The sequence below is a fragment of the Hymenobacter coalescens genome (assembly GCF_054783195.1).
This window is the reverse complement of sequence record NZ_BAAGRA010000026.1, coordinates 26,866-53,155: the sequence shown is the minus strand read 5'-3', so window position 1 is coordinate 53,155 and position 26,290 is coordinate 26,866. Positions and strand designations below refer to the sequence as shown.

At 63.5% G+C, this 26,290-nt stretch carries 20 protein-coding genes; 6 read left to right on the top strand and 14 right to left on the bottom strand.

Annotation, left to right across the window (positions count from 1 at the left end):
* Positions 1 to 107: 107 nt before the first annotated feature.
* Both ACYVKQ_RS21840 and ACYVKQ_RS21835 read left to right on the top strand, forming a co-directional pair.
* Positions 108 to 968, top strand: a complete 861-nt coding sequence (locus ACYVKQ_RS21840; protein WP_460677492.1) for a DUF4197 domain-containing protein — start codon at positions 108 to 110, stop codon at positions 966 to 968.
* 87 nt (positions 969 to 1,055) lie between these two features.
* Entirely contained in the window at positions 1,056 to 1,814 is a 759-nt protein-coding gene (locus ACYVKQ_RS21835) for a DUF4197 domain-containing protein (RefSeq protein WP_460677491.1), read from the top strand.
* 116 nt (positions 1,815 to 1,930) lie between these two features.
* Here ACYVKQ_RS21835 and ACYVKQ_RS21830 read toward each other — a convergent pair whose 3' ends face one another.
* The 6 genes from ACYVKQ_RS21830 to ACYVKQ_RS21805 form a co-directional block, all read right to left on the bottom strand.
* Positions 1,931 to 2,299: a hypothetical protein gene (locus ACYVKQ_RS21830; protein WP_460677490.1), complete on the bottom strand. Its 369-nt coding sequence runs from the start codon at positions 2,297 to 2,299 to the stop codon at positions 1,931 to 1,933.
* A 212-nt stretch (positions 2,300 to 2,511) separates the two neighbouring features.
* Positions 2,512 to 3,141 (bottom strand): ABC transporter ATP-binding protein, encoded by a 630-nt coding sequence (locus ACYVKQ_RS21825; RefSeq protein ID WP_460677489.1) that lies wholly within the window; start codon positions 3,139 to 3,141, stop codon positions 2,512 to 2,514.
* A complete protein-coding gene (gene lpxA / locus ACYVKQ_RS21820; protein WP_460677488.1) occupies positions 3,131 to 3,928 on the bottom strand; it encodes an acyl-ACP--UDP-N-acetylglucosamine O-acyltransferase in 798 nt (265 codons plus the stop codon). Before lpxA ends, ACYVKQ_RS21825 begins: the two co-directional genes overlap by 11 nt.
* Positions 3,929 to 4,035: 107 nt before the next feature.
* Positions 4,036 to 5,430, bottom strand: coding sequence for a bifunctional UDP-3-O-[3-hydroxymyristoyl] N-acetylglucosamine deacetylase/3-hydroxyacyl-ACP dehydratase (locus ACYVKQ_RS21815; protein ID WP_460677487.1), 1,395 nt, complete (start codon positions 5,428 to 5,430; stop codon positions 4,036 to 4,038).
* A 115-nt stretch (positions 5,431 to 5,545) separates the two neighbouring features.
* Positions 5,546 to 6,595, bottom strand: coding sequence for a UDP-3-O-(3-hydroxymyristoyl)glucosamine N-acyltransferase (gene lpxD, locus ACYVKQ_RS21810; RefSeq protein WP_460677486.1), 1,050 nt, complete (start codon positions 6,593 to 6,595; stop codon positions 5,546 to 5,548).
* A 95-nt stretch (positions 6,596 to 6,690) separates the two neighbouring features.
* Positions 6,691 to 7,929: an HD domain-containing protein gene (locus tag ACYVKQ_RS21805; RefSeq protein WP_460677485.1), complete on the bottom strand. Its 1,239-nt coding sequence runs from the start codon at positions 7,927 to 7,929 to the stop codon at positions 6,691 to 6,693.
* A gap of 418 nt (positions 7,930 to 8,347) precedes the next feature.
* On the opposite strand from ACYVKQ_RS21805, the gene porX reads away from it, so the two are divergent.
* On the top strand, positions 8,348 to 9,919 hold the full coding sequence (gene porX / locus ACYVKQ_RS21800) for a T9SS response regulator signal transducer PorX (RefSeq protein ID WP_460677484.1): 1,572 nt from the start codon (positions 8,348 to 8,350) through the stop codon (positions 9,917 to 9,919).
* A gap of 81 nt (positions 9,920 to 10,000) precedes the next feature.
* Here the strand turns inward: porX and ACYVKQ_RS21795 are convergent, their stop codons facing one another.
* The 7 genes from ACYVKQ_RS21795 to ACYVKQ_RS21765 form a co-directional block, all read right to left on the bottom strand.
* Positions 10,001 to 11,692, bottom strand: a complete 1,692-nt coding sequence (locus ACYVKQ_RS21795) for a glycosyltransferase family 39 protein (protein WP_460677483.1) — start codon at positions 11,690 to 11,692, stop codon at positions 10,001 to 10,003.
* 47 nt (positions 11,693 to 11,739) lie between these two features.
* Entirely contained in the window at positions 11,740 to 12,777 is a 1,038-nt protein-coding gene (locus ACYVKQ_RS21790) for a UbiA family prenyltransferase (RefSeq protein WP_460677482.1), read from the bottom strand.
* Complete coding sequence (locus ACYVKQ_RS21785) at positions 12,752 to 13,477, bottom strand: HAD family hydrolase (RefSeq protein ID WP_460677481.1); 726 nt, start codon at positions 13,475 to 13,477, stop codon at positions 12,752 to 12,754. Before ACYVKQ_RS21785 ends, ACYVKQ_RS21790 begins: the two co-directional genes overlap by 26 nt.
* A 350-nt stretch (positions 13,478 to 13,827) precedes the next feature.
* On the bottom strand, positions 13,828 to 16,401 hold the full coding sequence (locus ACYVKQ_RS21780) for a TonB-dependent receptor (protein ID WP_460677480.1): 2,574 nt from the start codon (positions 16,399 to 16,401) through the stop codon (positions 13,828 to 13,830).
* A gap of 274 nt (positions 16,402 to 16,675) precedes the next feature.
* Positions 16,676 to 19,174, bottom strand: coding sequence for a TonB-dependent receptor domain-containing protein (locus ACYVKQ_RS21775; protein ID WP_460677479.1), 2,499 nt, complete (start codon positions 19,172 to 19,174; stop codon positions 16,676 to 16,678).
* Between the two features lie 204 nt (positions 19,175 to 19,378).
* Positions 19,379 to 19,810 carry a MarR family winged helix-turn-helix transcriptional regulator gene (locus ACYVKQ_RS21770; RefSeq protein WP_460677478.1) on the bottom strand — a complete coding sequence of 144 codons (432 nt, stop codon included), beginning with the start codon at positions 19,808 to 19,810 and terminating at the stop codon, positions 19,379 to 19,381.
* Between the two features lie 113 nt (positions 19,811 to 19,923).
* A complete protein-coding gene (locus ACYVKQ_RS21765) occupies positions 19,924 to 22,401 on the bottom strand; it encodes an outer membrane beta-barrel protein (protein ID WP_460677477.1) in 2,478 nt (825 codons plus the stop codon).
* Between the two features lie 393 nt (positions 22,402 to 22,794).
* On the opposite strand from ACYVKQ_RS21765, the gene ACYVKQ_RS21760 reads away from it, so the two are divergent.
* Positions 22,795 to 23,103, top strand: a complete 309-nt coding sequence (locus ACYVKQ_RS21760; RefSeq protein WP_460677476.1) for a VF530 family protein — start codon at positions 22,795 to 22,797, stop codon at positions 23,101 to 23,103.
* Positions 23,104 to 23,130: 27 nt separating this feature from the next.
* On the opposite strand, the gene ACYVKQ_RS21755 is transcribed toward ACYVKQ_RS21760, so the two are convergent.
* Positions 23,131 to 24,387, bottom strand: a complete 1,257-nt coding sequence (locus tag ACYVKQ_RS21755) for a pyridoxal phosphate-dependent aminotransferase (protein ID WP_460677475.1) — start codon at positions 24,385 to 24,387, stop codon at positions 23,131 to 23,133.
* A gap of 133 nt (positions 24,388 to 24,520) precedes the next feature.
* On the opposite strand from ACYVKQ_RS21755, the gene tsaE reads away from it, so the two are divergent.
* Positions 24,521 to 24,955, top strand: coding sequence for a tRNA (adenosine(37)-N6)-threonylcarbamoyltransferase complex ATPase subunit type 1 TsaE (tsaE, locus tag ACYVKQ_RS21750; RefSeq protein WP_460677474.1), 435 nt, complete (start codon positions 24,521 to 24,523; stop codon positions 24,953 to 24,955).
* A gap of 95 nt (positions 24,956 to 25,050) precedes the next feature.
* A complete protein-coding gene (locus tag ACYVKQ_RS21745) occupies positions 25,051 to 26,283 on the top strand; it encodes an alanine dehydrogenase (RefSeq protein ID WP_460677473.1) in 1,233 nt (410 codons plus the stop codon).
* The last annotated feature ends 7 nt before the right edge of the window (positions 26,284 to 26,290 follow it).

Below are 26,290 nucleotides of genomic sequence, written 5' to 3'. Positions count from 1 at the left end.
GCAATTTGCGCACGGCGTTTGTAAGACCGCCGCCGGGCGGCGGCGGTCTTACAAACGCCGGCTCTTTTACGCCGCGTTTTTCCTTGATTTCTCTCAACTCCCACAGCATGAACTGCATTCGTTATTCGGCCTTCGTCCTGGCCCTGGGCCTGCTCACGGCCGCTCCCGACGCTTTGGCTCAAACCAAGTCGAAGACCACCGCCAAGACGACCACGACCAAAACCACCACCGCCAAGAAAACCACGACCAAGACGCCCGCCAAAACCACGGCCAAGGCACCGGCTAAAACGAGCGCCAAGCCGGCCGTTACCAAAGCCGCGCCGACGCCACCCCCGGCGCCCACCCCCGTACCGCTCACGGCCGAGGAGGCCAACGCCGGCGTGCGCGAAGCGCTGAACCTGAGCGTCACCCGCGCCCTGGAGGCCGGCGCCACGGCCGACGGCTTCAACGCCAACGCCGACATCCGACTAGCTTTTCCGCCGGAGGCCGAGCTGGTCAACACCACCCTGCGCGGCCTGCGCATGGGCGCGGTCATCGATAAGTTCGAGGTGCAGATGAACCGCAGCGCCGAGGCCGTGGCGGCCAACCCGCAAACGCAAACCATCCTGGCCAGCGCCGTGCAGCGCCTGGCCGTGGCCGATGCTCTGGCCCTGGTGAACACCCGCGAAAGCCGCGCCATGGCCAAGCTGCTGAAAGAGCAAACCCAGGCCCAGGTGCAGCAGGAGCTGCGCCCGCTAATGGACGCCGCGCTCGAGCAGACCGGCGCCAAGCAGGCGTACGGCGAGCTGATGCTGCGCTACAAGAAAGTGCCGCTGGTGACGCCCATCACCACGAACCTGACCGACTACGCTACCGGCAAGACCACCGAAGGCCTGTACACGCTCATCGCCGACGAGGAAAGCCGCATTCGGCTGAATTCCGCCGCCCGCACCACCAGCACGCTCAAGCGCGTGTTCAGCGGCGACTAAAACCGGAGCCAGCCCCTCGTTCCGCGTATTTGGTCCGGTTTCTGCCTTTCGGCGAACCGAAAGCCGCTTTACTGGATTTACTAGCTCATGAAGACCTTCCGCTCCGCCGCCCTGCTCACCGCCGCTGCCCTGGCCCTGGCCGGTGCTACCACCGTCCAGGCTCAGATTCGCCTGCCCAAAATCGGAACCATCAGCCTGCCCAAGCCCACGACCAAAACCACCACCGGCGGCAGCGTAACCCAGCAGGAAGCGGCCCTGGGCCTGAAGGAAGCCCTGACGCAGGGCATCAGCAAGGGAGCCGATCAGGCATCAAAGCAGGACGGCTTCTACCTGAACAGCCTCATCCGCATTCCGTTTCCGCCCGACGCGCAGCGCGTGGCCACCACGCTGCGCAGCCTCGGCCTGGGCGGCGAGGTTGATAAGTTTGAGCTGGCGCTGAACCGCGGGGCCGAGCAGGCCGCCATCAAGGCCAAGCCCATCTTCATTTCGGCCATCAAGAGCCTCACGTTTACGGATGTTTGGAACATCCTCACGGGCCAAAAGGACGCCGCGACGCAGTACCTGAAGCGCACGACGACCAGCCAGCTCGTGTCGGCCTTTTCCCCCATCATGCAGCAGGCCCTCGATCAGACGCAGGCCACCAAGTACTACTCCGGCCTGGTGTCGCGCTACAACAAGATTCCGCTGGTAAAGCCCGTGAATCCGAATTTGAACGAATACGCCACGGGGAAGGCAGTGGACGGGCTGTTCACCCTCATTGCGCAGGAGGAAGCCAACATCCGCGAAAACCCGGTTGCGCGCACCACGGAGCTGCTGCGCAAAGTGTTCGGCAGCAAAAAGAGCTAACCGGCTGCTACAGCCGCAATTTTTGGCGTCGGGCGCCCTTCAACAGCCCGAAAAAAAAAGCGGTGCCACGACCTTCGGGAGTCGTGGCACCGCTTCACGTTAGGGGCTAAGCCGGCCTAGTATTCGTCGTCGTCGTCGCGGCCACCGCGGCGGCTGCGGCGCTGCGCTTCGTAGCTGTCCTCGTCGTCGAGGCCCAGGTCGTCGTCCTCGTCGTCGAGCCCGCCGTAGCGGTTTGAGCCTTCCGGATCTTCCTGCGCTTCGGCCGCGGCAAATTCATCTTCGGTCAGGCTGGCCAGGTCCAGGGCCTCGTCGTGCGAGGAACCCGTGTCGCGCCACATCAGGTAGTCGGCGTACTTGGCCGACAGGGAGTCTTCGGCCGAAGCGCCTTTGCGGCCGCCGCGGGCCGGGCGCGCACCAGCCGGGGGAGTATCCAGCTCGTCGTCGTCATCGAACAGATCGTCGTCGAGGTCGTCGTAGCTTCTCATGAGGAGGTAAAGTAAGGAGGTTAAGCTGGAGGCAAAAATAGGGGACAGGCCCGAACCAAGCCCGAAAACGCAGGTGCCTCGGACGGGGTTACACGTATTTTCGTGCGTGCCGGAAAGGCACGAATGTTGAGCGGCCGCAACGCCAGGCAAGCCAGCTGGACCTTTGGCTGGGAACAGCTGAGGTGCTTAGACGGGAGAGAAAGGCCGGGCGGCTACGTACGGCGGGGCGCAAAATCCGTCACCATCAGCCGCTCTTGGCAGAAGGCGTATTCCTCCTCCACGTTGGAGCTGACGAGCACCAGCCGGCCCGGCGTCGTGGCGGCCACGTGCTCGTGGTACCAGGCCACGCCGGCGCGGTCCAGGTTGGTGGTGGGCTCGTCGAGCAGCAGCAGGGGGGCCTCGGCGTATAGGGCCAGGCCGAGTTTGACGCGCTGCTTCATGCCGGAGGAAAAGTCGCGCAGCAGCTTGTGGCGCGCGTGCGGCAGCTGCAGCCGGTCGATAAGCTGCGGGGCCGAAAGGCCCGCCTGCAAGGGGCGGAAACGGGTGTGGAAGTGCAGCAGTTCCGCCAGCGTAAGCTCCTCGATCAGTTCGAGGTACGGCGCGCAAAGGGCCAAGTGTCGGGCCACCTCATCGGGCCGCACCGCGCGGCCCTGCAGGGTGTAGCGCAGCTCCCCGGCCGTAGGCAGCGTGTAGGCGGCTAGTACCTGCAGCAGGGTGCTCTTACCTGAGCCGTTCGGGCCCAGCAAGGCCGTGGCCGAGCCCGGCCCGAACGTACGCGTCAGGTCCCGGAAAATCCAGTCGCGGCCGAAGCGCTTGCCCAGCCCGCGGGTCTCAATCTGCACCGTTGCCGTTGCGCGAATAGCCCTTGATGATGCCCCGGCTGGAGTTGCGCACGAAGTTGACCACCTCGTCGCGCTCGGGCGAAGGAGCCAGCTCCAGCTCGATCTTGTCGAGGGCGTCACTGGTGTTCAGCCCGCTCATGAACAGCAACCGGAAGCACTGCTGTATCTGCAGGATGGCGGCCTCGGAGAAGCCGCGGCGGCGCAGCCCCACCGAGTTGACGCCGGCGTAGGTCAGCGGCTCGCGGCCCACCTTGATGAACGGCGGCACGTCTTTGCGCACCAGGGAGCCGCCGCCGATGAAGGCGTGCTGGCCGATGTTGACGAACTGGTGCACGGCCGAGGTGCCGCCCAGAATGGCCCAGTCGCCGATGACGACGTGGCCCGCCAGCTGGGTAGCGTTGGACAGGATGCAGTAGTCGCCCACCACGCAGTCGTGGGCCACGTGCACGTAGGCCTGCAGCAGGCAGTTGGCGCCCACCACGGTTTTCATGCGGTCCACGGTGCCGCGGTTCACGGTCACGCACTCGCGCAGCACGGTGTTGTCGCCGATGTGCACGGTGGTTTTCTCGCCGGCAAACTTGAGGTCCTGCGGAATGCCGGCCACCACGGCGCCCGGGAAGATCTTCACGTTCTTGCCGATGCGCGCCCCCGCCATGATGGTCACGTTGGGGCCGATCCAGGTGCCTTCCCCGATTTCTACGTCCTGCGCGATGGTGGTGAATGGTTCGACCACCACGTTCTGGGCAATGCGGGCTTCGGGGTGAATGTAGGCGAGCGGCTGAGTCATTTCGGGGAAGTCAGATTCAGAGGTTCCGGCCGGGGCAAACGGAAGGGTGTGGGCGGAAGGCAAAAGGCTTGCCGAAAAGCGGTGATGAAAAACGAAACCGGGGCCAATCAGACGTCTTTGCGTACGATGCTGGCCGACATCTCAGCCTCCATCACCACCTTGCCGTTGACAAACGCCTGGCCGCGCATCTTGGCAATGCCGCGCTTGATGGGCGACACCAGCTGGCACTTGAAGATGATCGTGTCGCCGGGTATAACCTTGCGACGGAACCGGCAGTTTTCGATGCCCAGGAAATACGTCCAGTAATTTTCCGGGTCGGGCACCGTGTTCAGCACCAGGATGCCGCCCGTTTGGGCCATGGCCTCGATCTGCAGCACGCCCGGCATTACGGGGTTGCCGGGGAAGTGCCCGGTAAAGAACTGCTCGTTCATCGTCACGTTCTTCACGCCCGTCACCGTGGTGGCGTCGAGGTGAATGATCTTGTCGATGAGCAGGAAGGGGTAGCGATGGGGCAGGATCTGGGCAATCTGGTTGATGTCCATCACCGGCGGGCGCGACGGGTCGTACTGCGGCACCGGCGAGGAATCCACCTCCAGCATCTTCTTCTTGATTTTCTTGGCGAAGGCCACGTTGGCGGCGTGGCCGGGGCGGGCCGCCAGGATCTGGCCTTTCAAGGGGCGGCCTACCAGGGCCAGGTCGCCCACCACGTCGAGCAGCTTGTGGCGGGCGGGCTCGTTTTTGTGGCGCAGGTCCACGTTGTTGAGGATACCTTCCTTCTTGACGGCCACCTTGGGTTTGCCCAGCATGGTGGCCAGCTCACCGAGTTCTTCTTCGCTCACCACGCGGTCCACCACCACGATGGCGTTGGACAGGTCGCCGCCCTTAATCAGGTTCGACTTGTAGAGGGCCTCGAGCTCGTGCAGAAAGCAGAAGGTGCGCGAAGCGGCAATGTCGTCGGCAAACTGCGTGATGTTGGTCAGCGAGGCGTGCTGCGAGCCCAGGACCGGCGAATTGTAGTCCACCATCACCGTCACGCGGTAATCGTTCAGCGGCAGGGCGGCAATTTCCACGCCGCGGGCGTTGTCGATGAAGCGGATTTCGTCGGGAATCTCGAAGTAGTTGCGCAGCGCGTTCTGTTCCTCGAGGCCCACTTCCTGCAGCGCCTCCACGAAGGGCAGCGAGGAGCCGTCCATGATGGGGGGCTCGGGGCCGTCGAGCTGAATCAGCACGTTATCGATCTGCAGGCCCACCAGGGCGGCCAGCGTGTGCTCCACGGTGTTCACGCGGGCACCGTTCTGCTCGATGGTGGTGCCGCGGGAGAGGTCCACCACGTTGTCCACGTCGGCATCGACGGTGGGCTGCCCCTCCAGGTCCATGCGCCGGAACTTGAAGCCGTGGTTGACCGGGGCCGGGCAGAAAGTCATTGTGGCCTGAACGCCCGTGTGCAGCCCCACGCCGCTCACGGTTACCGGGGCCTTAATCGTATGCTGTTTGTCGAACATGATGTCAGTAGGGAGTTGACAGCGGCGGGTTGTCAGCTGGCAGCTCGTTCAAGGGCGGAACGCCCCTGAGAACTGACAACTTCCAACGGATAACTGCCAACATCGGCCCGCAAAGCTATGACTTTTCCGGCGCGTCTGACTTTCCCTGGGCCCGCTCCAGGTTCAGGAGGCGGCGTTCCAGCTCCGGCAAATGGCGGAATACGGCGTTGGCCCGCAGCGAGTCACGCAGATTGAACGCCGGCGCGCCCTGCAGAAACTGCCCTTCCTCCTTCACCGATTTGCCCACGCCCGACTGCGCCGTGACGGTGGTGCGGTCGGCCAGGGTAAGGTGCCCGGCCAGGCCGGTCTGGCCGGCCAGCACGCAGTAGTTGCCGACTTTGGTGGAGCCCGAAATGCCGGACTGCGAGGCCACGACCGTGTGCCGGCCGATTTCCACGTTGTGGGCAATCTGCACGAGGTTGTCAATCTTGGCGCCCTCCCGGATGATGGTGGAGCCCATCGTGGCGCAGTCGATGGTGGCGTTGGCGCCGATGCTCACGTTGTCTTCGAGCACCACGTTGCCGATCTGCGGGATGGGCCGGTAAGAACCGTCGGGCTGCGGGGCGAAGCCAAAGCCGTCGGAGCCGATAACGGCGCCCGCGTGGATGACGCAGCGCGCCCCGATGACGGTGTCGGCGTAGATCTTGGCCCCGGCGTAGATGATGGTGCCGTCGCCGATGCGGCACCGGTCGCCGATGGTGGCGTGCGGGAAAATGAGCACGCCACGGCCGATCTGGCAGCTTTCGCCGATGTACGAGAAAGCGCCGCGGTAGCCGTCGTCGCCGACTTCGGAGCCGGAGCCGAGGAAGCTGGGCTGCTCCACGCCGCGCTTGCCGGTGCGGGCAAACTGCTGGTAGAACTCGAGCAGGGTGGTAAAGCCCAGGTACGGATCATCGACGCGGATGAGGGCCGCCCGTACCGGCTGGCGGAGCACCAGGGCCTTGCTCACGATGACCGCCGTGGCCTCGGTGGAGTAGAGGTGGGGCTCGTACTTGGGGTTCGACAAAAACGCAACGGCGCCCGTGCGGGCTTCTTCGATTTTGGCGAGCCGGTCGACGCGCAGGGAGGAGTCGCCCTCCACCGTGCCGTTCAAAACGCCCGCAATCTGGCCTACCGTGAATTCCATAGGCGGCAAAAGTAAGCAGTTGGCAGTTGTCCGGAGCGGGTTGCCGGCCTCAGCTGCCCGAACCGCCGCCCAGTCCGTCTCGAACAACCGTCAACTCACTCCTGGGTTATTTCCTTGGGGTAGCAGACGTAGTACTTCTCCACGCGCTTGCTCAGGGAGGTAATATTCGGCAAGTCAGATGCTTGGGCGACGTCGATGACGTGGCCACGCTTGGTGAGCACGTTGATGGCGTCGTCGCCGGTGGCGTCGTAGGCATTGTTGCTGATGCGGCCGGCAATCATGAGCATGGCCGCTTCGGCCATGGGCAGACGGAAGTGGTCGGCAATCAGCTCGGTGATGCCCAGCTTGAAGTCCTCATCGAGGGGCTGGTTGTCGAGCGTGATTTTAAAAAGGCGACGCTCCAGCAGGCTGTGGGCCAGAAACGACAGCACGAAGTCGGGGTGCGCGGCCCAGCTTTTGATGGCCGACCAGATGTCCGTGTCGTCGAGGCGCACGAAGCGTTGCATGATGGCCGGGTCCTGTTCGAAATCCAGCATCCGCACCGGGTTCAGCAGGAAAAAGCCCAGCTCGGGCGAGGCCGGCACCAGCACGCCGGCGCGGGCCAGGTCGCGGGCCCGCTCCATGAGCCGAATGACCATCTGCTCGGCCGACGTAACGGCTTTGTGCATGTACACCTGCCAGTACATCACGCGGCGGCTCACCAGGAAGTTTTCGATGCTGTACACCGCTTTTTCCTCCAGCACCAGCCGCTCGTCGGGGCTCACGGTGAGCATCTTGATGAGGCGGTCGGCGCCGGGCTGGCCTTCCTTCACGCCGGAGTAAAACGAGTCGCGGTTGAGGTAGTCGAGCCGGTCCATGTCGAGCTGGGAGCTGACCAGCTGGTGGAAAAACGGCCGCGGGTAGGAGCCCTGGAAAATATCAATGGCCAGCTGCAGCCGGCCGTCGAATTCCTGGTTGAGCAGCTCCATCAGGTGCAGGGAAATCCGCTCGTGCGGCACGTCCTCGAAGAGGGAGTGCTCCAGGGCGTGGGAGAGGGGGCCGTGGCCGATGTCGTGGAGCAGGATGGCAATCTGGGCCGCCTGGCCTTCCTGGGCCGTTATGCGCACGCCTTTGTCCTTGAGCGTGCGCAGCGCCAGCGACATCAGGTGCATGGCACCCAGCGCGTGGTGAAAGCGCGTGTGCAGGGCGCCGGGATACACAAAATCCGTCAGGCCGAGCTGCTTGATGCGCCGCAGCCGCTGAAAGTAGCGGTGCTCGATGAGGTCGAAGATCAGCTCGGTCGGGACGCTGACGAACCCGTAGACCGGGTCGTTCAGGATTTTTTTCTTATTCAAGGGGCGCAGGGCGAGGGTTGGCGGCCGAAAAGTACCGCGAATGGATGGTACAGACATACGCGGCCGGCGGGCAAATGTAGCGCTGCGCGGTCCGGGGCCTCGTATGGCCGCTGCGGGGCGGGCGCAGGCCCCACGCGCCAGAATGCCGACAGTAGTGCGGGGCGCAATGCCTCGGATGAGGCCAATAAAAGTCGGTGGTCAAGCGCTGCTGCGGCTACATAGCGCGGCGCGAATGCAACCCTTGGCCCCGGTTTGGGGTTACCTTCTCTTGAAGCTGACCAAACCCACGTACACCGGGCTGTATCATAAATCAGCCCCGTTGCGTTAGGTTGCGCACCGCAAACGCTGCGGCGCGGCCGGCTTCGGCTGCCGCAAGGGGCTATGCAAGCCCCCATACTCTCAACCCGAATCCAACTGCATGCAACGGTACAACATCCTCTGGGCCGACGACGAAATAGACCTGCTCAAGCCGCACATCCTTTTTCTGAAGGAGCGCGGCTACGACGTGACCGGCGTCAACTCCGGCGCCGACGCCATTGAGGAAGTCCAGGAAAAAACCTTCGACCTGGTTTTCCTCGACGAAAACATGCCCGGCATCACCGGCCTGCAGGCCCTGGCCGAAATCAAGGCGGCCAAGCCCACGCTGCCGGTGATTATGATTACCAAGAGCGAGGAGGAGCACATCATGGAGGAGGCCATCGGCTCCAAGATTGCCGACTACCTCATCAAGCCGGTGAATCCCAACCAGATTCTGCTGTCGGTGAAGAAGGTGCTCGACAACAAGCGCCTGGTGTCCGAGAAAACCAACAGCTCCTACCAGCGCGACTTCCGCCAGCTGGGCATGCAGCTCTCCGACCGCCTCACGCCCACCGAATGGGCCGAAGTGTACAAGAAGCTCACGTACTGGGAGCTGGAAATCAACGAAACCGAGGGCAAGAGCATGGCCGAGGTCTTTAACATGCAGAAGGACGAGGCCAACACCTACTTCGGCCGCTTCATCACCGAGAACTACGAGGACTGGGTAAACGGCGACGACAAGGACGCCCCGCTCATGTCGCACCAGCTCTTCAAGGAGCGGGTGTTCCCCCTGATGAAGCAGACCGGCGAGCAGCCGGTGTACTTCGTGCTCATCGACAACCTGCGCTACGACCAGTGGAAGGTGCTCGAGCCCATCATCGCGGAGATGTTCACGGTGGATCAGGAGGAAATGTACTATTCCATCCTGCCCACCACCACCGCCTACGCCCGCAACGCCATCTTCTCGGGCATGATGCCCGGCGAAATCCAGAAGAAATACCCCAACCTGTGGGTGTGGGACGACGACGACGAGGGCAAAAACCTGCACGAGGCCGAGTTCATGGAAATCATGTTCCAGAAGGCCAACCAGAAGCAGAAGTACAGCTACAACAAGGTGACCAACCTGCAGGCGGGCAAGGACCTGCTGGGCAAAATGGCCAACCTGCACAACAACTACAAGCTGAACGTCATCGTCTACAACTTCGTGGACATGCTCTCGCACGCCCGCACCGACATGGCGATGATCCGCGAGCTGGCCGCCGACGAATCGGCGTACCGCAGCATCACCCGCTCGTGGTTCCTCCACTCGCCGTTGTACGAGATGCTGCAGCAGATTGCGGACCGCAAGGGTAAGCTCATCATCACCACCGACCACGGCACCATTCGTTGCAAGCGGCCCTACAAAATCGTGGGCGACCGGAACACCAACACCAACCTGCGCTACAAGCACGGCAAGAACCTCGGGTTCGACGAGACGCGCGACGTGTACGTGGTGCGCAAGCCGGAGCGCATTTTCCTGCCCCGCGAAAACGTGTCCACGGCCTACGTGTTCACCCTGGGCGACTACTTCTTCGCCTACCCGAACAACTACAACTACTACGTGAACTTCTACAAGGATACCTTCCAGCACGGCGGTATCTCGCTGGAGGAGTGCATCATCCCGTACATCACGCTCAGCCCCAAAGGCGCGTAAGCAGATCGGGCGAAGCCCCCACAAAAAAAGGAATGCCAGCCCGGCATTCCTTTTTTTGTGGGGGCTGCAGCCGCCGCGGGCTTACGGTTTCAGCTCGTAGAGGTCCACGGTGCTCCGGTTGCGCTGGAAGTGCCCCACTCGCTGGCCGAACCCGGAGAAGTGGTTGTGCAGCAGCTCCGGTGCCTTGAAACCGGGCCGGTGGTACCATTCCGGCAGGGTCACGTAGTCGCCGATGGCGGTCTGGCTGTCGTTGTCGTAGATAAACCAGAGTCGTTGGTGTCCTTTGAATTGGTCGAAATCGGGCTGGAGGTTGCGTAAATAGTCGGCCGGGCTGCGGGAAATATTTTTCACGAAGCTGCCTTCCACGGCGGTGTACTTCAGGGGGTACGTGAGCTTGTAGTACTGGTAGCCCTGTTTCATGTTCCAGAACACGTACACCGCGTCGCCTTCCCGGAAATGGTCGTTGACGTACAGCAGCACGTCCCGGTTGTATTCGGCGTGCATCATGCGGCGGTCGGCCACTTCCATGCCGGCCGTAACCACCGTGGGCGCAAAAAACAGCGTTACCAGAACCGCAAATACTCCTTTGTAGCGTGCCAGCAGCAGCTGCAGGTGCTCCAAACCCAGGCACACGACGATGATGAGCGCCGGCATCAGAAAGAGGGTAAACCGCTCGTGGAAAGGGTACACCCGCAGGGCCGAGGCGGCCAGGGCCAGCAGCAAGGGCAGCAGCAGCACGGCAAAATTCAGCCGGTCTTTGCGAAAGAAATACGCTAGGCCCACCACCAGGCACGCCGCGTGCAGCCAGCCCATTTTGATGAGGTGCCGGATGGGGTGGTGTTTTAGCGGTTCCATGCTGGCCTCGCCGTCCAGATCGAGCAGCAGGTTGAGCGGATACAGCAGGGTCAGGTACACCTTGTGCGCCAGCCACTTGGCCATGCCCAGGGCGGAAGCAGACAGCGGAATAAAGGCCTGGTCGATGCGGTCAAAGTAGTCGATTAGCCAGCCCGACTGGTGGTACTTGCTGGTAATCAGTACGTACTGAATGCCGAAGCTGAGCAGCCACAACGAGAACGGAACAGCGTACTGAAACATGCGCCGCCACTGCCGGCGCAGGACGGTATCAAGGCTAACGGCTATGCCGATGCTGGCCAGGATGAAGATCAGCGAAAACGAAAACCAGAGCAGCACGCTCCCGAGTACTCCCCAGGCCAACAACGAGCCCGCGTCGGTTTTGTCGCGGAAGCGGATGTATAGCCACAAGGATAGCACAGCCGCGAATAGCTCGGTGGAGTACTGCTTGGCTTCCACCGAGTGGAAAACGCACCCGGAGGAAAAGGCCATGATGGCCACGGCGGCTACCACCGTCCACGACTTCAAAAAGTAGCGGGCCACCGGCACTAGGACAAACAAGGAACCGATGCCGCTCAGCAAAGGGACCAGCCGCAGGGCTTTCTCGCCGTTGCCAAACAGTAGCGTCACCGCCTTCACCACCCACAGGTACCCGATGGGCGCTTTTTGCTCGTACTCAAAAGGCTCGGTCGCCAGGGCCCAAAAGCCTTTCTGCACCACGTTGACGCCGAGGTACAGCTCATCGGTGACAAACGAGCGGTTGTGGAAGTAGTGAATTAGCCGGAGCATCACGCCCAGCGCCAGCACCAGGTATACCAAGCGGCGTTGGAAATCATCGGTGGAGGCAGGGTGCGCGGAAGCCGTGCGCACGGCGGGCTCGAGCAGGCCGGGCGTGCGAACTTTCTTTAATAGAAGAAGCATTATGCCGGGTTCTGGGTAAGGGTGGAGAATAGCATAAGCCGCCGCTGCTAGCGCCCTAGGTTGTAATGGTCCTGCAGCAGGTTGTGCAGCGCCGGAATCTTGACGAACATGAGCGTGGTGAGCAGCAGGCAGAACAGCACCACGTAGGTCATAAACCAGTAGCGGGTGTAGAGCTTTTCGGAGCCTTGCACCGGTGAGTCTTTGAGCAGCCCGATGCGCAGGTACCACGAGAAGAGCAGCGCGAAGAAAGGGAAGCTCACCAGCAACTCGATGCGGTTCTTGATCAGGAAGATGCCCAGGAAGAACGCGCACGTGAGGGCGTAGAAAAACATGGAGATGAGCAGGCTGTGCTCGGTGTAAAACTTAAAGGAGCGGCGGTAGAGCCCGGCGCGCTCCGGGTCGCCGATGAGGCGGTACTCGGCAAAGCGCTTGGTGGCCATCAGGAAGGCGCCGCCCATCCAGTAGGCCACGATGATGCTCGAGGGCGGGAAGCTGTTGAGCATCTGTAGCAGGTCCATGTTGGCCAGGGAGAGGGCCGGCGCCACTGTAAACCACCCCAGTGCGAAGCGGATGGGGTTGTTGACGGACTCCGACAGCACGTCGATGTACGGGCGCTCCTTGGTGCGGAACGGCCGCACGTTGTACATCACGCCCATGAAGAGTAGGAACATGGACACCAACAGGAACTGCATGCTGATCTGGTAAGCCAAGGTAAAGCCGGCCAGCGCCAGGCCCAGCCACTCCGCGTATACCAGCGCCGGCTTCACCACCCGCACCACCGAGGTGCGCTTTTTCTTCAGGGGATGAAACTTGTCGAATTCGGCATCGAGGTACTCGTTGATCACGTAGTTGGCGGAGGCCACCAGGCAGGTACTGATAACCCCCAGCACCACCTTCGCCAGCAGCGACGAATCAATGACCGGGCTGTATACGATCAGGGCAAACAGCACCCCGGGCATCATGAAGACGTTTTTGACCCAGTTGTCGGGGCGGGCTATGGCCACGTAATCCTTCAGGCCGGCGGGAATGGTGGCAATACCGGGGCTGGCGGCTTCGGAATCAGGAAGTAAGGATGTTGGCTGCATAATCAGTGGACGTGAAGTGGGCGAAGAGTTGCTCGGTGAGTTGGGGGTAGAAATCCGGCACGCCGGGCGCCGGGCGCGGCACCAGCAGGTAAGGCATGCCCGCCTGCCGGGCGCAGGCGCCGTCCAGTTCGGGCCGGTCGCCGATGAAAAGGCACGCCTCGGGGGGCAGGCAGAAGTAATCGGCCAGGTAGAGCAGGCCCTTGGGGTCCGGTTTGAGCCGGTCGATTTGCGGGTCGATGGAACTGACGACGGCGTCGGCCTGCAGCCCCATGGCGGCGAGTTTGGCGTGGGCCGGGTAATCGGAGTAAATACCGATGGCTATGCCCTGGGTCCGTAGCCCCCCCCAAAACTCCTGGACGCCCGGCAGCATGCAATCGGTGAGGTATTGGTTGGGGTGCTCGAGCATCCAGCGCGTTACCGCGCGCCGGACCGTTGCCGGGCTGTAGGGCGTGCCGGCAGATGCCCAGTCGTACTGGACCTCCGCCAGGTTGCCGCCGGCGTAGCCTGGCCGCTTTTCGCGCGCGGCCCGGAAGCGCTGCAGCAGCCACAGCTCGTGGGCTTGCCAGGGCCGCCGGGCGTAGTAGCCCAGCAGCGCCCGCATCATCTTGCGGCGCAGTACACTCTGCGTGTATAGAGTGCCGTCCACGTCAAATAGCACAGCTTTAACGGAACTCCACTCGACTTTGTATACTTGTGTCATGCCGTTAAAGTAGTATTAAATGTTGATTAACTACAATAATTTACTTGTTTATTTTTTGATATGGGCTGGTGTTTAACAAAGAATAGGTGGCGGCGCTACTGGGTAAGTAGCCCTTGGCTGCCAAGCTCAACCGTACATGGATGGCGGCTACCGGCCGCGCTGTGCCGCCCAGCCCAAGCACTGATTAGCGCGGTAAATCAGGCCATAGAGTAGAGGTAGGCAACAGGGAAAGTGCCCGCGGTCCGGGTGGTGAAGTGAGGAATGCGGATGCCGCATCAAGCCAAAGCCCCGGCCCCGGCGCAGTTGCGCGCCACGGACCGGGGCCAGGAACAGTAGCCAGGGTGCTACGCTCAGCCGTTGCCGCCGCCGCTGCCCTGCTTCTGGTCGTCGTTCTGGATGCTTTTCTTCGGCCGGCTCGGGCCGTTGTCGAGCTTGCCGAAGCGGTAGCCGAAGGTCACGCGCAGTTGGCGGTTGTAGAAATACGCGTTGTTCTCGTAGTCGAAGCGCGGCGACGTCAGCTCGTTGCGGAAAGCCAGCGTGCGGTTGAAGGGGTTGATGACCGACACCACGACGTTGGCTTTCTTGTCCCAAAACTCCTTTTTAGCCCCGAAGCTGTACACGCGGTAGCCCGAGGTGCGGCCCTGCAGCGCCACCTGCCGCGAGTTGACGAAGCCGAAGAACTGCGCGCTCCAGCCCTTTTCGAACTGCCAGCTGGAATTCAGGTTCAGGTTGAACATGCCCCCGCCGTTGGAGATGCGCAGCGTGGGGCTGGTCACCTGCCGGTAGTAGAAGTTCACGTTGCCGCTCAGGCTCCACTTCGGCGTAAGCTTGGTTGAGCCAAAGGCCGACAGGCCGTAGTTGGCGTTGCGGGCCAGGTTGCGGAAGGTGGTGAAGAGGATGCGCGTGGTGTCGTCGGTGGGGAGCAGTTGGGTACCGGGCACCAGCCGGGCCACGCTTTCGATGGCGTTGTTGGTCTGCCGCCAGTAGCCCGAAAAGGTGACCGAGCTTTTCTTCACGAAGGTGGTGTACGTCAGCTCGTAGGCGTCGGTCAGCTCCGCGTTCAGGTCCGGGTTGCCCGACGATACGTTGCGCCGGTCCGCTGTGTTGATGTACGGGTTCAGAAACCAGATGCCCGGCCGCTGAATGCGCCGCGAGTAGCTGAGCTTCAGGGTGTGGTCGGGCGTCAGCTTCCAGGCGGCCTGCAGGTTGGGGGCCAAGTTGGTGTAGTCGGTGCGCAGCTGGGTCTGGCTGCTCCGGAATTCCCCGTCGATGCGGGTGTGCTCCAGCCGGGCGCCGCCCTTGAAGGTCCACTTTTTGCCCAGCGCGAAGCCGTAGGAGGCGTAGCCGGCGTACACGTTCTGGTCGTAGCGAAACTCGTTGGAGCGCGCCGGCACCGGGCGGTAGCCGCGCCCGTCCAGGCTGTCCCCTTCGATGCGGTAGTCGCTGTTGACGTGGCGCAGAATGGTCTTCACCCCGGTTTCCAAAGTGCTCGTGCTGTCCATGGGCTGCACGTAGTCGGCCTGCAGCGTGATTTCGCGGTTGCGGTTGTCGTTGAAGCTTTTCTCGCGGTAATCCGTGAATTCGGCCCGCTTCTGGTCCAGCTGGTAGCGCGTATGGCCCGCGTTCAGGCTGTAGAGGCCCAGCACGCTCAGCTCCTGCTTGGGCTTGCCCAGCGTCTTGGTGTAGCCGAAGTTCACGTCCACGTTCGCGTTCCGGTCCCGCGTGTCGATGTTGCGGTCGTACGCGTCGAGAAACAGCAGCCGGTCGGGCCCGTCGGAGGTGCGAAACAGCTGGTAGGCCGTGGTCTGGGTCCGGTCGTTCACGAAGCCCCGGCCGTTGCCCTGCACCCCGAACGTCAGCACGTCCTTGGGCGTCAGGTCGTAGTCGAGGCCGAGCTGCAGCCACATGCCGCCGCCGAGGTTGGTGAAGCGGCCGTTCTGCTCGAGCAGGCTCCGGGTGGTGTCGGTCAGGAAATCCGAGCGCCGCGTCATGTTGCGGGCCAGGTTGTAGAAGGGGTTTAGCCCCAGCCCCGAGTTCAGGCCGAGCTTGCCCCGCCGGCGGTTCAGGTTGCCGCCGACGTACGCGTTGCGGTTGCTGAGGCCGGCGTTCAGGTTGCCGTTCATTCCTTCCAGGTTGTTTTTCTTCAGGATGATGTTCACCACCCCCGCCGTGCCCTCCGCGTCGTACTTGGCCGAGGGCGCCGTGATGACTTCCACCGCCTTGATCTGGTCGGCCGGAATCTGTTTGAGGGCCTCCGCCAGATTGGTGGCCAGCAGGGTGGAGGGCTTGCCGTTCACCAGCACCCGGATGTTGGAGGAGCCGCGCATCTGCAGGTTGCCTTCCAGGTCCACGGTCAGCAGCGGGGCTTTCTGCAGCACGTCGGCTGCCGTGCCGCCCGCGTTGGTCAGGTCCTTTTCCGCGTTGTACACCAGCCGGTCCACCTTGCTTTCCACCAGCTCCCGCTCCCCGGTCACCTGCACTTCCCCCAGCTGCTGCACGGCCGGGACCAGCAGCACCGGCGGCAGCTCCAGCGTGGCCTGCCCGGCGGCTAGCCGGATACCCTCCACGCGCCGGGGCTGAAATCCCACGAAGCTCACGCTCAGCGTGAACTCGCCGGCCGGCACGTTGCCAAACACAAAGCGCCCCTGCTCATCGCAGGCGCCGGCCAGCACGGCTTTGTCGCTGCCGGGAGCCAGCAAGGCCACCGTCGCAAATTCCACGGGCTGCTTGGTGGTGGCGTGCTGCACCGAGCCGCTCAGGCGCCCCACCGCCCGCACGGGCGCCGCGGCGCCCGGCAGCTGCTGGGACAGCGCGGGGCCGGCGGCCGTCAGCAGCAGCCCCAGCGTGGCGGCCACCGGCAAGAGGTAGCCCTGGCAGCGGGGAATGGGAGATGCGAAACGAACGGGCGTAGAAGGTGTCGGCATCGGAATGGGTGCAATTATGTGTACGAAATGTTTCGTATTTTGAAGCGGCAATCCGGCCGGCTACCCCCGGCAGCCAGCCGATGTTGAAACCCGAAATCAAAGGATGAATGGCCGCACGAGCCCGGAAAGCCGGCTCGTCAGAACTGGCGGCGGCCACTCTGGACCAAGGACCGAGCAGGTATTATGAGCGTTGCATATTGTCGACGAAATTTTTCGTATATAAATTATTGTGCTGACTATTAGCTAATTATGTGTGTGTAAAACTGGCGGTGGCTTACGAGCCACCGGCGCGGCGCTTCTCGTCCTCGGCGCCGCCCGCGCGGCGTTTGCTCGGGGCCAGCTTGTCGTTGCCGAAGCGGTAGCTCAGCGACAGGGTCACCACCCGCGACTCGTAGCGCTGGTAGAAGCGTTCCGTATAGTTGTCGAAGTTGACGGTGGCGCGGGTCTTGTTGGTGAAGAACAGGTCGGTGGCGTTCAGCTTCACAGTGGCTTTGTTGCGCCAGAGGCTCTTTTGCGCCCCCAGCGACACCTGCCCCTGCGGCTGGCTCACGAAAAAAGCGTAGCGGTTCTTCGAGTCGTAGTTCGCGTTCAAATCGGCTTTCCAGTCGTGGCCGAGGTTGAAGGTGCTGTTCGTGCTCAGGTTGAAGGCGGGCCGCCCGGCGTTGAGGGCGGTGCCGGCCAGGTTGCCTTGGAAGCGGCTGTAGTAGAACACGGCGTTGTTGTACACGCTCCACCACTTGGTCAGCTCCACCGGCGCCGTCAGGGTGAGGGCGTAGTTGTACTGCCGGTCCAGGTTCTGCGTCGTCGATACCACCGTGCGGCTGGTTTCCGATTCGGGCTGCACCGTGCCCACCAGCGGGTTCGAGGTAATGGCGTAGCTCAGGCCCACGCTGTACTTCTGCGCGATGGTGTGGGTCAGCTCCACGTTGTAGCTGGTCTGCGGCAGCAGGTCGGGGTTGCCCGCGCCGTAGGTCGTCACGTCGATAAAGCTCTTGAAAGGGTTGAGCTGCCCGTAGGAAGGCCGGTCGATGCGGCGGCTGAGCGACACGCTGGTTTCGTGCTTGTCGGAAAAGCTGTGCTTGACGGCCGCGCTGGGAAACAGCTGGAAGTAGTGCCGGTCAAAATTCGACTTCCGGCCCTGCTGCTGCACGTCCTGCTTGCCCACGGCGTTGGTTTGCTCGCCGCGCAGGCCCAGCTGCAGCGTCCACTTGGGCAGGGTCTGGTTGAAGTTTACGTAGCCGGCCACGATGTTCTCGTCGTAGCGGAAGCGGTTGGAGAGCAGCGTATCGCGCACCAGCTCGTCGATGCGGCCCGGCACCAGGGGCTTGCGAAAGTCCAGGTCGTTGTCGGCCTTCACCCAGCTGATCTTGCCGCCGGCCTCCAGCCGCGCGGCCTTGCTCAGCGGGCGGGTGTAGTCCAGCTTGATGGATTGGATGGACAGCAGGTTGTGCTGGTCGCTGGTGCGGCGGTCGGCCGAGTCGCGCGGGAAGGTGAAGCGCGTGTCCAGCAGCTGCCCGCGGCGCGAGTCGTAGCGGGCGTAGTCCGCGTCGGCCGACAGCTCGTGCAGCCCGAGCGAGTCGCGGAAGGTGTGGCGGAAGTTTGCGTTGCCCGAGTAATTGGGCAGGTTGCCGTCGCGCAGGTTGTCGGAGCGGTAGCGGCTGGTCGGTTCGCCGGCGGCCGTGGTAAATTCCGACACGTTGCCGCCCTTGCTGTCGGTGCGCAGGGCCAGCCCGTTAGCCACCACGCCCACGGTGGTGCGCTCCGTCAGGTTGTAATCCAGGCCGAGCTTCCAGCTGTGCGAAGTGCCGTGGCTGCGCCCCGCGTTGTCCTGAAACGACTTGGCATCCAACCTGCGGCCGCCGTTCTCCAACTCGTAAAAGTCCCGGTTGATGGTCAGCGCGTTCCAGGTGCGGCGGTCGGCAAAGGTGTAGGTGCCAAACGCGTTGAAGCGCTTGCGGCGGTGGTTGAGCGAGAGGCCCGAAGTGAGCTTGTGGTAGCGCCCGTAGCCCAGGCTGGTGTTGACGGAGCCGTTGGTGCCCAGCTTTTGGTCCTTCTTCAGGTTGATGGCGATGATGCCCGCGCCGCCCTGTGCGTCGTACTTGGCCGGCGGGTTGGTGATCAGCTCGATGCTCTTGACCTGGTCGGCCGGCAGCCCGCGCAGGTAGTCGGCCAGCTCGGTGCCCGTCATGGGCTGGCGCTTGCCGTCGATGAGCACCAGCAGCCCTTGCCGCCCGCGCAGGGCCAGGTTGTCGTTGTTGTCGACGGTCACCCCCGGCGAGCGGCGCAGCACGTCCAGCGAAGTATTACCAGCCGAAAGCGGGGAGCCCTCCACGTTGACGACGGTGCGGTCGGCCAGGCGCTCAAACTGGGGCTTCTGGCCCACCACCTGCACCTCTTTGAGCTGGGTGGCCGCGCTGGCCGCCAGCGTCAGGGCCGGCAGGTTTACGGCCGCGCCGGCCACCTCGAAGGGCCCCGACCACCGGCGCCCGAAGCCCACCTGCGAAGCCGACACGAGGTAGCGGCCGCCCGGCGCGGGCTCGAACTTGAAGCGGCCTTGCTCGTCGCTGAACTCGGTTTTGACCACCGTTGAGTCCTGCGCCCGGTGCAGCGTGACGGTGGCGTAGTCCACGGCCGCGCCGGCCCCCGTGCGTACCGCCCCGCTTACCGCCCCCGCGTTTTGGGCGCGCGCCGTGAGGGGCAGGACCAGTGCGCCGCACAGCAGCGCCAGCAGCGGCCGGGTAGTCGAGCAAGCAATAGTAAATGGTTTGTTCATAGCTGTGAACGGTAGGAGTGAGGGCTTGGGGAAAAAATCGTTAGCCTGAGCAGACTTTGGGCTGTTGGCACGCCGCGCCTGATTGGGCTAAGCAGCAGTCGATGTTGTACGAACTATTTCGTAGTAAACATACGAATGTGTTCGTACTTGTCAAGAGGTTTATGGTTTTTCTACCGAAAGCGGGTCCAGGAGCCGTCTAAACGGCTAAGAAGCCGGCGCGCAGTTCAGGGCAATGCGTTCGAGCAAGGGGCGCAACACGGCCAGCTCCTCCTCCGAAATGCCCGCCAGCGCCGTGGCCCGGTTGCTGAGCACGATGGGCTGCACGGCGTCGAGGATGCGCTGGCCCTGCTCGGTCACGCGCAGCTGGCTGCGGCGGCCGTCGTGGGGCAGGGGCACGGCCGAAAGCAGGCCGCGCTTGGTGAGCAGGGCCAGGATGCGGGCCACGGAGGCCTGGTCCTTGAACACGCGCTCGGCAATGTCGTGCTGGGTCAGGTCGTCGTGCTCCAGCAGCACGCGCAGCACCAGCCACTGGTCGATGGTGATGTGGATGCCGGCCCGGTCGATGTTGGCCTGCGCCATGCGGCGGTAGCTGCGAATGGCCTTGTCGAGCGAGTAGAAAATGATGGAGGACAGCATGCGGAAAAGGGCGGAGTTGCGGCAAAGACTATGATGTATCATAAAGGTTGCGCGAATGGTGAAATGCCCGACTCCGGTACACCGGAGCCGGGCAAGAATCCGGGAAGGGAAGGTTAGTCGGCGCGGCGCTTCTCGTCCTCGGCACCGCCCAGGCGGCGCTTGGCGGCGGCCACCTTGTCGTTGCCGAAGCGGTAGGAGAAGGAAAGCGTGACCACGCGCGAGTCGCCGCGCTGGTAGAAGTTTTCCTGGTAGTTGTCGTAGGTGGAGCGGGCGCGCGTCACGCTGGTGTAGAGCAGGTCCGAGGCGTTGAGCTTGAGCGTGCCTTTCCGGTCCCAGAGGCTTTTTTGCAGGCCCAGGGCCACCTGCCCGCGCGGCCGCACATTGAAGAAGCCGTACACTTCCCGCGACTGGTAGAGGGCGTTCAGCTCGGCCGTCCAGCCCTTGCCGAAGGTGTAGGTGCTGTTGCTGCTCACGTTGAAGGCGGCCTGGCCTCTGTTGAGCGCGGTGCCGGCCACCGAGCCCACAAAGCTGCGGTAAAAGAGCACGGCGTTGTTGTACATCGTCCAGCCCTTTACCGGCACCAGGGGAGCCGTCAGCGTCAGGGCGTAGTAGTCCTGGTGGCCCAGGTTCTGCACCGTGGCCACCACGATGCGGCTGGTAGCCGATTCGGGCTGCACGGTGTTCACGATGGGGTCGGAGGTGCGGCTGTAGCTGGCCCCCAGGCTGAATTTCTGGCGGTAGGTGTGGGTCAGCTCCAGGTTGTAGCTGGTTTGGGGACGCAGCTTGGTGTTGCCTTCCTGGTAGGTGGTGGCGTCGGCGTAGCTCTTGAAGGGATTGAGCTGGTTGTAGGAGGGCCGGTCGATGCGGCGGCTCAGCGACACGCTGGTTTCGTGCTGGTCCGAGAACGTGTGCTTGGCCCCGGCGCTGGGAAACAGCTGGAAGTAGTGCCGGTCGAAGTTGGATTCCTGGCCCTCTTGCTGCACGTCCTGCTTGCCCACGGCGTCGGTCTGCTCGCCGCGCAGGCCGGCCTGCAGGTGCCACTTGGGCAGGGTTTGGCTCAGGCTGACGTAGCCGGCCGTGATGCGCTCCTGGTAGCGGAAGCGGTTCGAGCGGGTGACGTCGCGGCTGGTCACGCCGTTCTGGGTCTGCCAGAAATCCACGTCGTTGTCCGAGTCAACCCAGCTGGCCTTGGCGCCGGCTTCGGCCCGCAGCGTTTTGCTCAGCGGGTGCACGTAGTCGGCCTTGCCCGAGCGGATCAGCAGCTCGCCGCGCTGGTCGCCGTCGAGGGCGTACGGAGCGCGGATGATGCCCTCGTACTCCGTGTACAGGCCCTGCTGGCGGCGGCCGTCGTAGCGGGCCACGTCGAAGTCGGCGCTCAGCTCGCGGTTGCCGGCCGCCGCGTTGGGCAGCGTGTGGCGCAGGTTCAGGTTCAGGCCGTAGTTGGGAGACGTGGCCGCCAGGGCATTGCGCGTGGCGTACACGCTGTCGGGGGCGCTGAGGCCGGGGCGGCGGAAGGTGGAGCGGTTGGTGCCGGCCACGTCGAAGCGCCCGTACACGCCGCTGGCCACGGCCCCAATCACCGTGTTCGGGCCGAGGTTGTAGTCGATGCCGGCCTTCCAGGTGTGGGAGCTGAATTCGCTCTCCTGCCGGTTCACCAGGTCGGAGAGGCTGTAGAGCGTGCGGCTGGCGTCGCCCGGGCGGAAAAACTCGCGGTTGATGTCGAGCCAGTTGAAGCCGGCGCGGTTGGCGTAGCTGTAGGAGCCGAAGACGTTCAGGCCTTTGCGGCGGTGGTTGAGCGAGAGGCCGGAGGTGAGCTTGCCGTACTGCCCGCGGCCGTAGCTGGTGTTGACGGAGCCGTTGGTGCCCAGCTTCTGGTCCTTCTTCAGGTTGATGGCGATGATGCCCGCGCCCCCGGCCGCGTCGTACTTGGCCGGCGGGTTGGTGATCAGCTCGATGTTCTTGACCTGATCGGCCGGCAAGGCCCGCAGGTACTCGGCCAGCTCGGTGCCCGTCATGGGTTGCCGGCGCCCGTCGATGAGCACCAGCAAGCCTTGCCGCCCGCGCAGAGCCAGGTTGTCGTTGTTATCGACGGTCACGCCCGGCGCCCGGTTGAGCACGTCCAGCGTGGTGTTGCCGGCGGCCAGCGTCGAGCCTTCCACGTTCACGATGGTGCGGTCGGCTTCCCGCTCGTACAGGGGCCGCGATGCCGTTACTTTCACTTCCTTCAGCGTAGTGGCGGCGCTGGCGGGCAGGGCCAGGGCGGGCAAGCTCACGGCGCCGCCGGCCACCTCGAAGGGCTTGGACCACTGGCGCACGAAGCCGAGCTGCGAAGCCGACACGAGGTAGCGGCCGTTGGCGGCCTGCTCAAAGCGGAAGGCGCCCTGCGCGTCGCTGAACTCGGTTTTGACCACGGTCGAGTCCTGGGCCCGGTGCAGCGTGACGGTGGCATAGTCGACGGCCGCGCCGGCGGCCGTACGCACCGCCCCGCTCACCGCCGGGCTCTGGGCGTGGGCCAGCGTGCCGGTGAGCAGGGTGGGCAGCAGCGCCCAGCAGGCGCGGTGAGCGGGGCGGAGGGAGGCAAGTTGTTTCATAGCGGAGGTAGGAGGAAGTTGAGTTGGGGCAGGGGGAGCGTTGCGGAGCGACTGGATCGAAGTGTCCGGTTCTGACTGGCCGAAGCGGTTTCTGCCAAGGGAATAGCCAAGCACGATGCCATTTTTGCAAATGGTTATGAATCAATTTATTGTCGTGATATTGGTGATTTTACGTTGCGCGGATACTGTCCGGAAGCGGACAACCCTGTTCACAATTGGAAGGGCTATAAAACAGAATCGACCAAGCCTGCTTCCGCCGCCGTTTCGGCGGTGCGGACGACCGGCTCCGGCGCCCGATACGCCCGGCCGGGAACGCGCCTGCGCATGGGGACGCGCCGCTTGGCTAATACCCGGCCGCCGACTGTACCTTTGTGCATTACCAGTCTTTTGCCCATGCCCGCCCACCCCGACGAAGTCCGCGACGAAAACGGCCACCTGATCCGCGAGCTGCACGGCGTCAAGCTCACCCAGATTCTCGACTATCTCGTGCAACACTACGGCTGGCAGGAACTGGACCGGCTGATCCGCATCAACTGCTTCGCCAACAACCCGACCATCAAAAGCAGCCTCAACTTCCTGCGCCGCATGCCCTGGGCCCGCGAAAAAGTGGAGCAGCTCTACATCGAGACGCGCATTGAGGAAGTGCTGCGCCAGCAGGCGGCCACCAAAAAAGCCGCCGACCCTGGGGCCGGCGGCGAGTAACTGATAACCTGAAAAAGCGGGCGTGCGCTACTGCAGCGCGTCCAGCGCCGCTTGCAGGCGCGGCAATGCGGCCTGAATGGACGCCAGCGAGGCGCCGCCCACCGAGGCCCGGAACCACGGCGCCGAATGCGGCGTGCCGAAGGCGCTGAAGGGCACCAGGGCCAGCCGGGCTTCGCTGATCAGGTAGGAAGTCAGCTCCTTGGTGCTGCTCAGCACCTGGCCCGCCGGCGTCGTTTTGCCGAGTACGTCGAGCTTGATGGTGAGGTAGATGGCCCCCATCGGCACCACCGCGTCGACCGGGTAGCCCTGTTGCTGCAGGTTTTTCAGGCCTTGGTAGAGCGTGTCGAGGCTGACCTGGATTTTATCCCGGAAGCCGCCGACGAAGCCGTTGACCTCGGCGGTACGGGGCAGGTAGTGGGCCGTGGCCACCTGCTCGGCCTTGGGGGCCCAGGCCCCGATGTGGCCCAGAATGGCTTTCATCTTGTCGATGACCACGCTGGGGCCGAACGCGTAGCCCACGCGCACGCCGGTGGCGGCCAGGGCCTTGCTGATACCGTCGATGTAGATGACGTAGTCGCGCAGCTCGGGGCGCAGGTTCACCGGGTCGTAGTGCTGGGTGTCGCCGAAGGTCAGCAGCCAGTAAATCTGGTCGTACATGATGTACAGCGGTTTCGCGTCGGGGCCGCGGCGCTTGTTTTCGGCAATGACCAGGTCGCAGATTTCCTCCAGGTCGGCCTTGGAAAACACCGTGCCGGTGGGGTTCAGCGGCGAGCAGAGGGCCAGGAGCGTGGCGCCCGCCAGGTGCGGGGCCACGTCGGCCGCCGTGGGCATGAAGTGGTTGTCGGGGCCGGTTTCCACCAGCGCCTGCCGGGCGCCGGAGAGGTGGCAGTAGTGGTTGTTGTTCCACGACGGCACCGGGAATACCACCGTGTCACCTGGGTCGATCAGCGCCAGGTAGGTGGCGTAGATGAGCGGGCGCGAGCCGCCGGCCACCAGAATGTCATTGGGGGAGTAGCTGAGGCCCAGGCGGCTTGCCAGAAACTGGCTGACGCTCTGCCGCAGCTCGTTCACGCCGTTGGCGGGCGGGTAGTTGGTGTTGCCGGCTTGGTAAGCCTGGGTGATGCCCGCTTCCAGCTCGGCCGGAATGGGGAAGATGCCGGAGTCGAAGTCGCCGATGGTGAGGTTGCAGATCTGCTCCCCCTTGCGGATCATGTCGTTGACTTCGTTGCCGATTTTGATGATTTCGGAGCCAATGAGGCTGCCGGCCATTTTGGAGACTTGCATGAAAATGGGTGCTGGTGCGCGGGCAAAAGCGGCAGCCCCGGCCGGGCCACGGCGCCGCAAGTTAGGCGGCTAAACGTTGCGGCGCCGGAAAAGTGGCACCGCGGCTATGCCCCGGCGCCAGTACCTTCGCGCCATGCTTGCTGACATCGGTATTCCGTCCTTGGCCGCGCTGCCCGCCGCGGCCCGGCAGCTTCGAGCCGCCATCGAAGCCGCCAATTGCCCCATCGTGCTGCTGGAAGGGGAGATGGGCGCGGGCAAGACCACGCTGATCCGGGCGCTGTGCGCCGCCCTCGGCGTGCCCGACGAGGTAACCAGCCCCACCTTTTCGCTCGTCAACGAATACCGCGACGCGCGCCACCGCCCCGTGTACCACTTCGATTTCTACCGCATCGACTCCGTGGACGAGGCCGTGCGCATCGGGGCGCAGGAGTACTTCGATTCCGGTTATCTTTGCCTGATAGAGTGGCCCAGCCGCATCGGGCCGCTGCTTCCGCCGGATCGGCTGCTCGTCACCGTGCACGTCACGGGGCCGGAGTCGCGGCGCATTGAATTAAAAATTGAGAATTAAAAATGAAGAATTGGTCGTTGCACGGCTCGTCTGGCCCGGCCGATTTCTAATTTCTCAAATTCTTAATTTTTAATTTTTAATTCTCAATTGGAAACATGCCCGATCAGCTCCCCCCCGGTTTTTCGTCGCTGACCTCGACCAGCCGGGCTTACGTGCCCCAGGAATCCATGCTGGCCGTCGAGACGCGCCGGCGCCGGCTGTTTATCGGGCTGCCCCGCGAGACGTCGCTGCAGGAAAACCGCGTGGGCCTCACGCCCGAAGCGGTGAAGCACCTCGTCAACGAAGGCCACGAGGTGGTGCTGGAAAGCGGGGCCGGGGAGCCCAGCAAGCACTCCGACCACAACTACTCCGAAGCCGGGGCGCGCATCGTGTACACGCCCAAGGAGGTGTACGAGGCCGACATCATCCTGAAAATCGCGCCGCCGACGCTGGAGGAAATGGAGCACCTACACGCGGGCCAGACGCTGATTTCGGCGCTGCAGCTCGGGGCCGTGTCGGTGGAGTACCTGATGGCCCTGCAGCGCAAGAAAATCAACGCCATTGCCTTTGAGCTGATCAAGGACCCCTCTGGGGCCAAGCCGGTGGTGCGGGCCATGTCGGAAATTGCCGGCTCTACGGTGATGCTGGTGGCGGCCGAGTACCTGGCCCGCGGCAACGAGGGCAAGGGCATCATCCTGGGCGGCATCACAGGCGTGCCGCCTTCCCAGGTGGTTATCCTGGGCGCGGGCACCGTGGCCGAGTACGCCGCCCGGGCCGCCATCGGCCTCGGCGCCGACGTGAAGGTGTTCGACAACCACCTCTACAAGCTGCGCCGCCTCAAGCAGAACCTGGGCGCCCCGCAGCTGTTCACCAGCACCTTCGACTCGTTTACGCTCAACCAGCAGATCCGCCGCGCCGACGTGGTCATCGGTGCCCTGAACGCCGAGGAAGGCCGCATTCCGTTTATGGTAGCCGAGGACGTGGTCAGCACCATGGCCCCGGGTTCCGTCATCATCGACGTGAGCATCGACCAGGGCGGCTGCTTCATGACCAGCGAAATCACCACGCACTCCAAGCCGGTGTTCCGCAAGTACGACGTGATTCACTACTGCGTGCCCAATATTGCCTCGCGGGTGCCGCGCACGGCCACCAATGCGCTGAGCAACATCTTTACGCCCATTCTGCAGGAAATCAGCCAGCACGGCGGCATCAACGAAGCCCTGTTTGCCGACGAGCATTTCCGCTCGGGCGTGTACCTCTACAAAGGCGCCCTCACCAACGCCATGATTGCGCGGCGCTTTAACCTGCGCTACAAGGAGCTGGGGCTGATGATTGCCGTGCGAAACTAACGGAGGA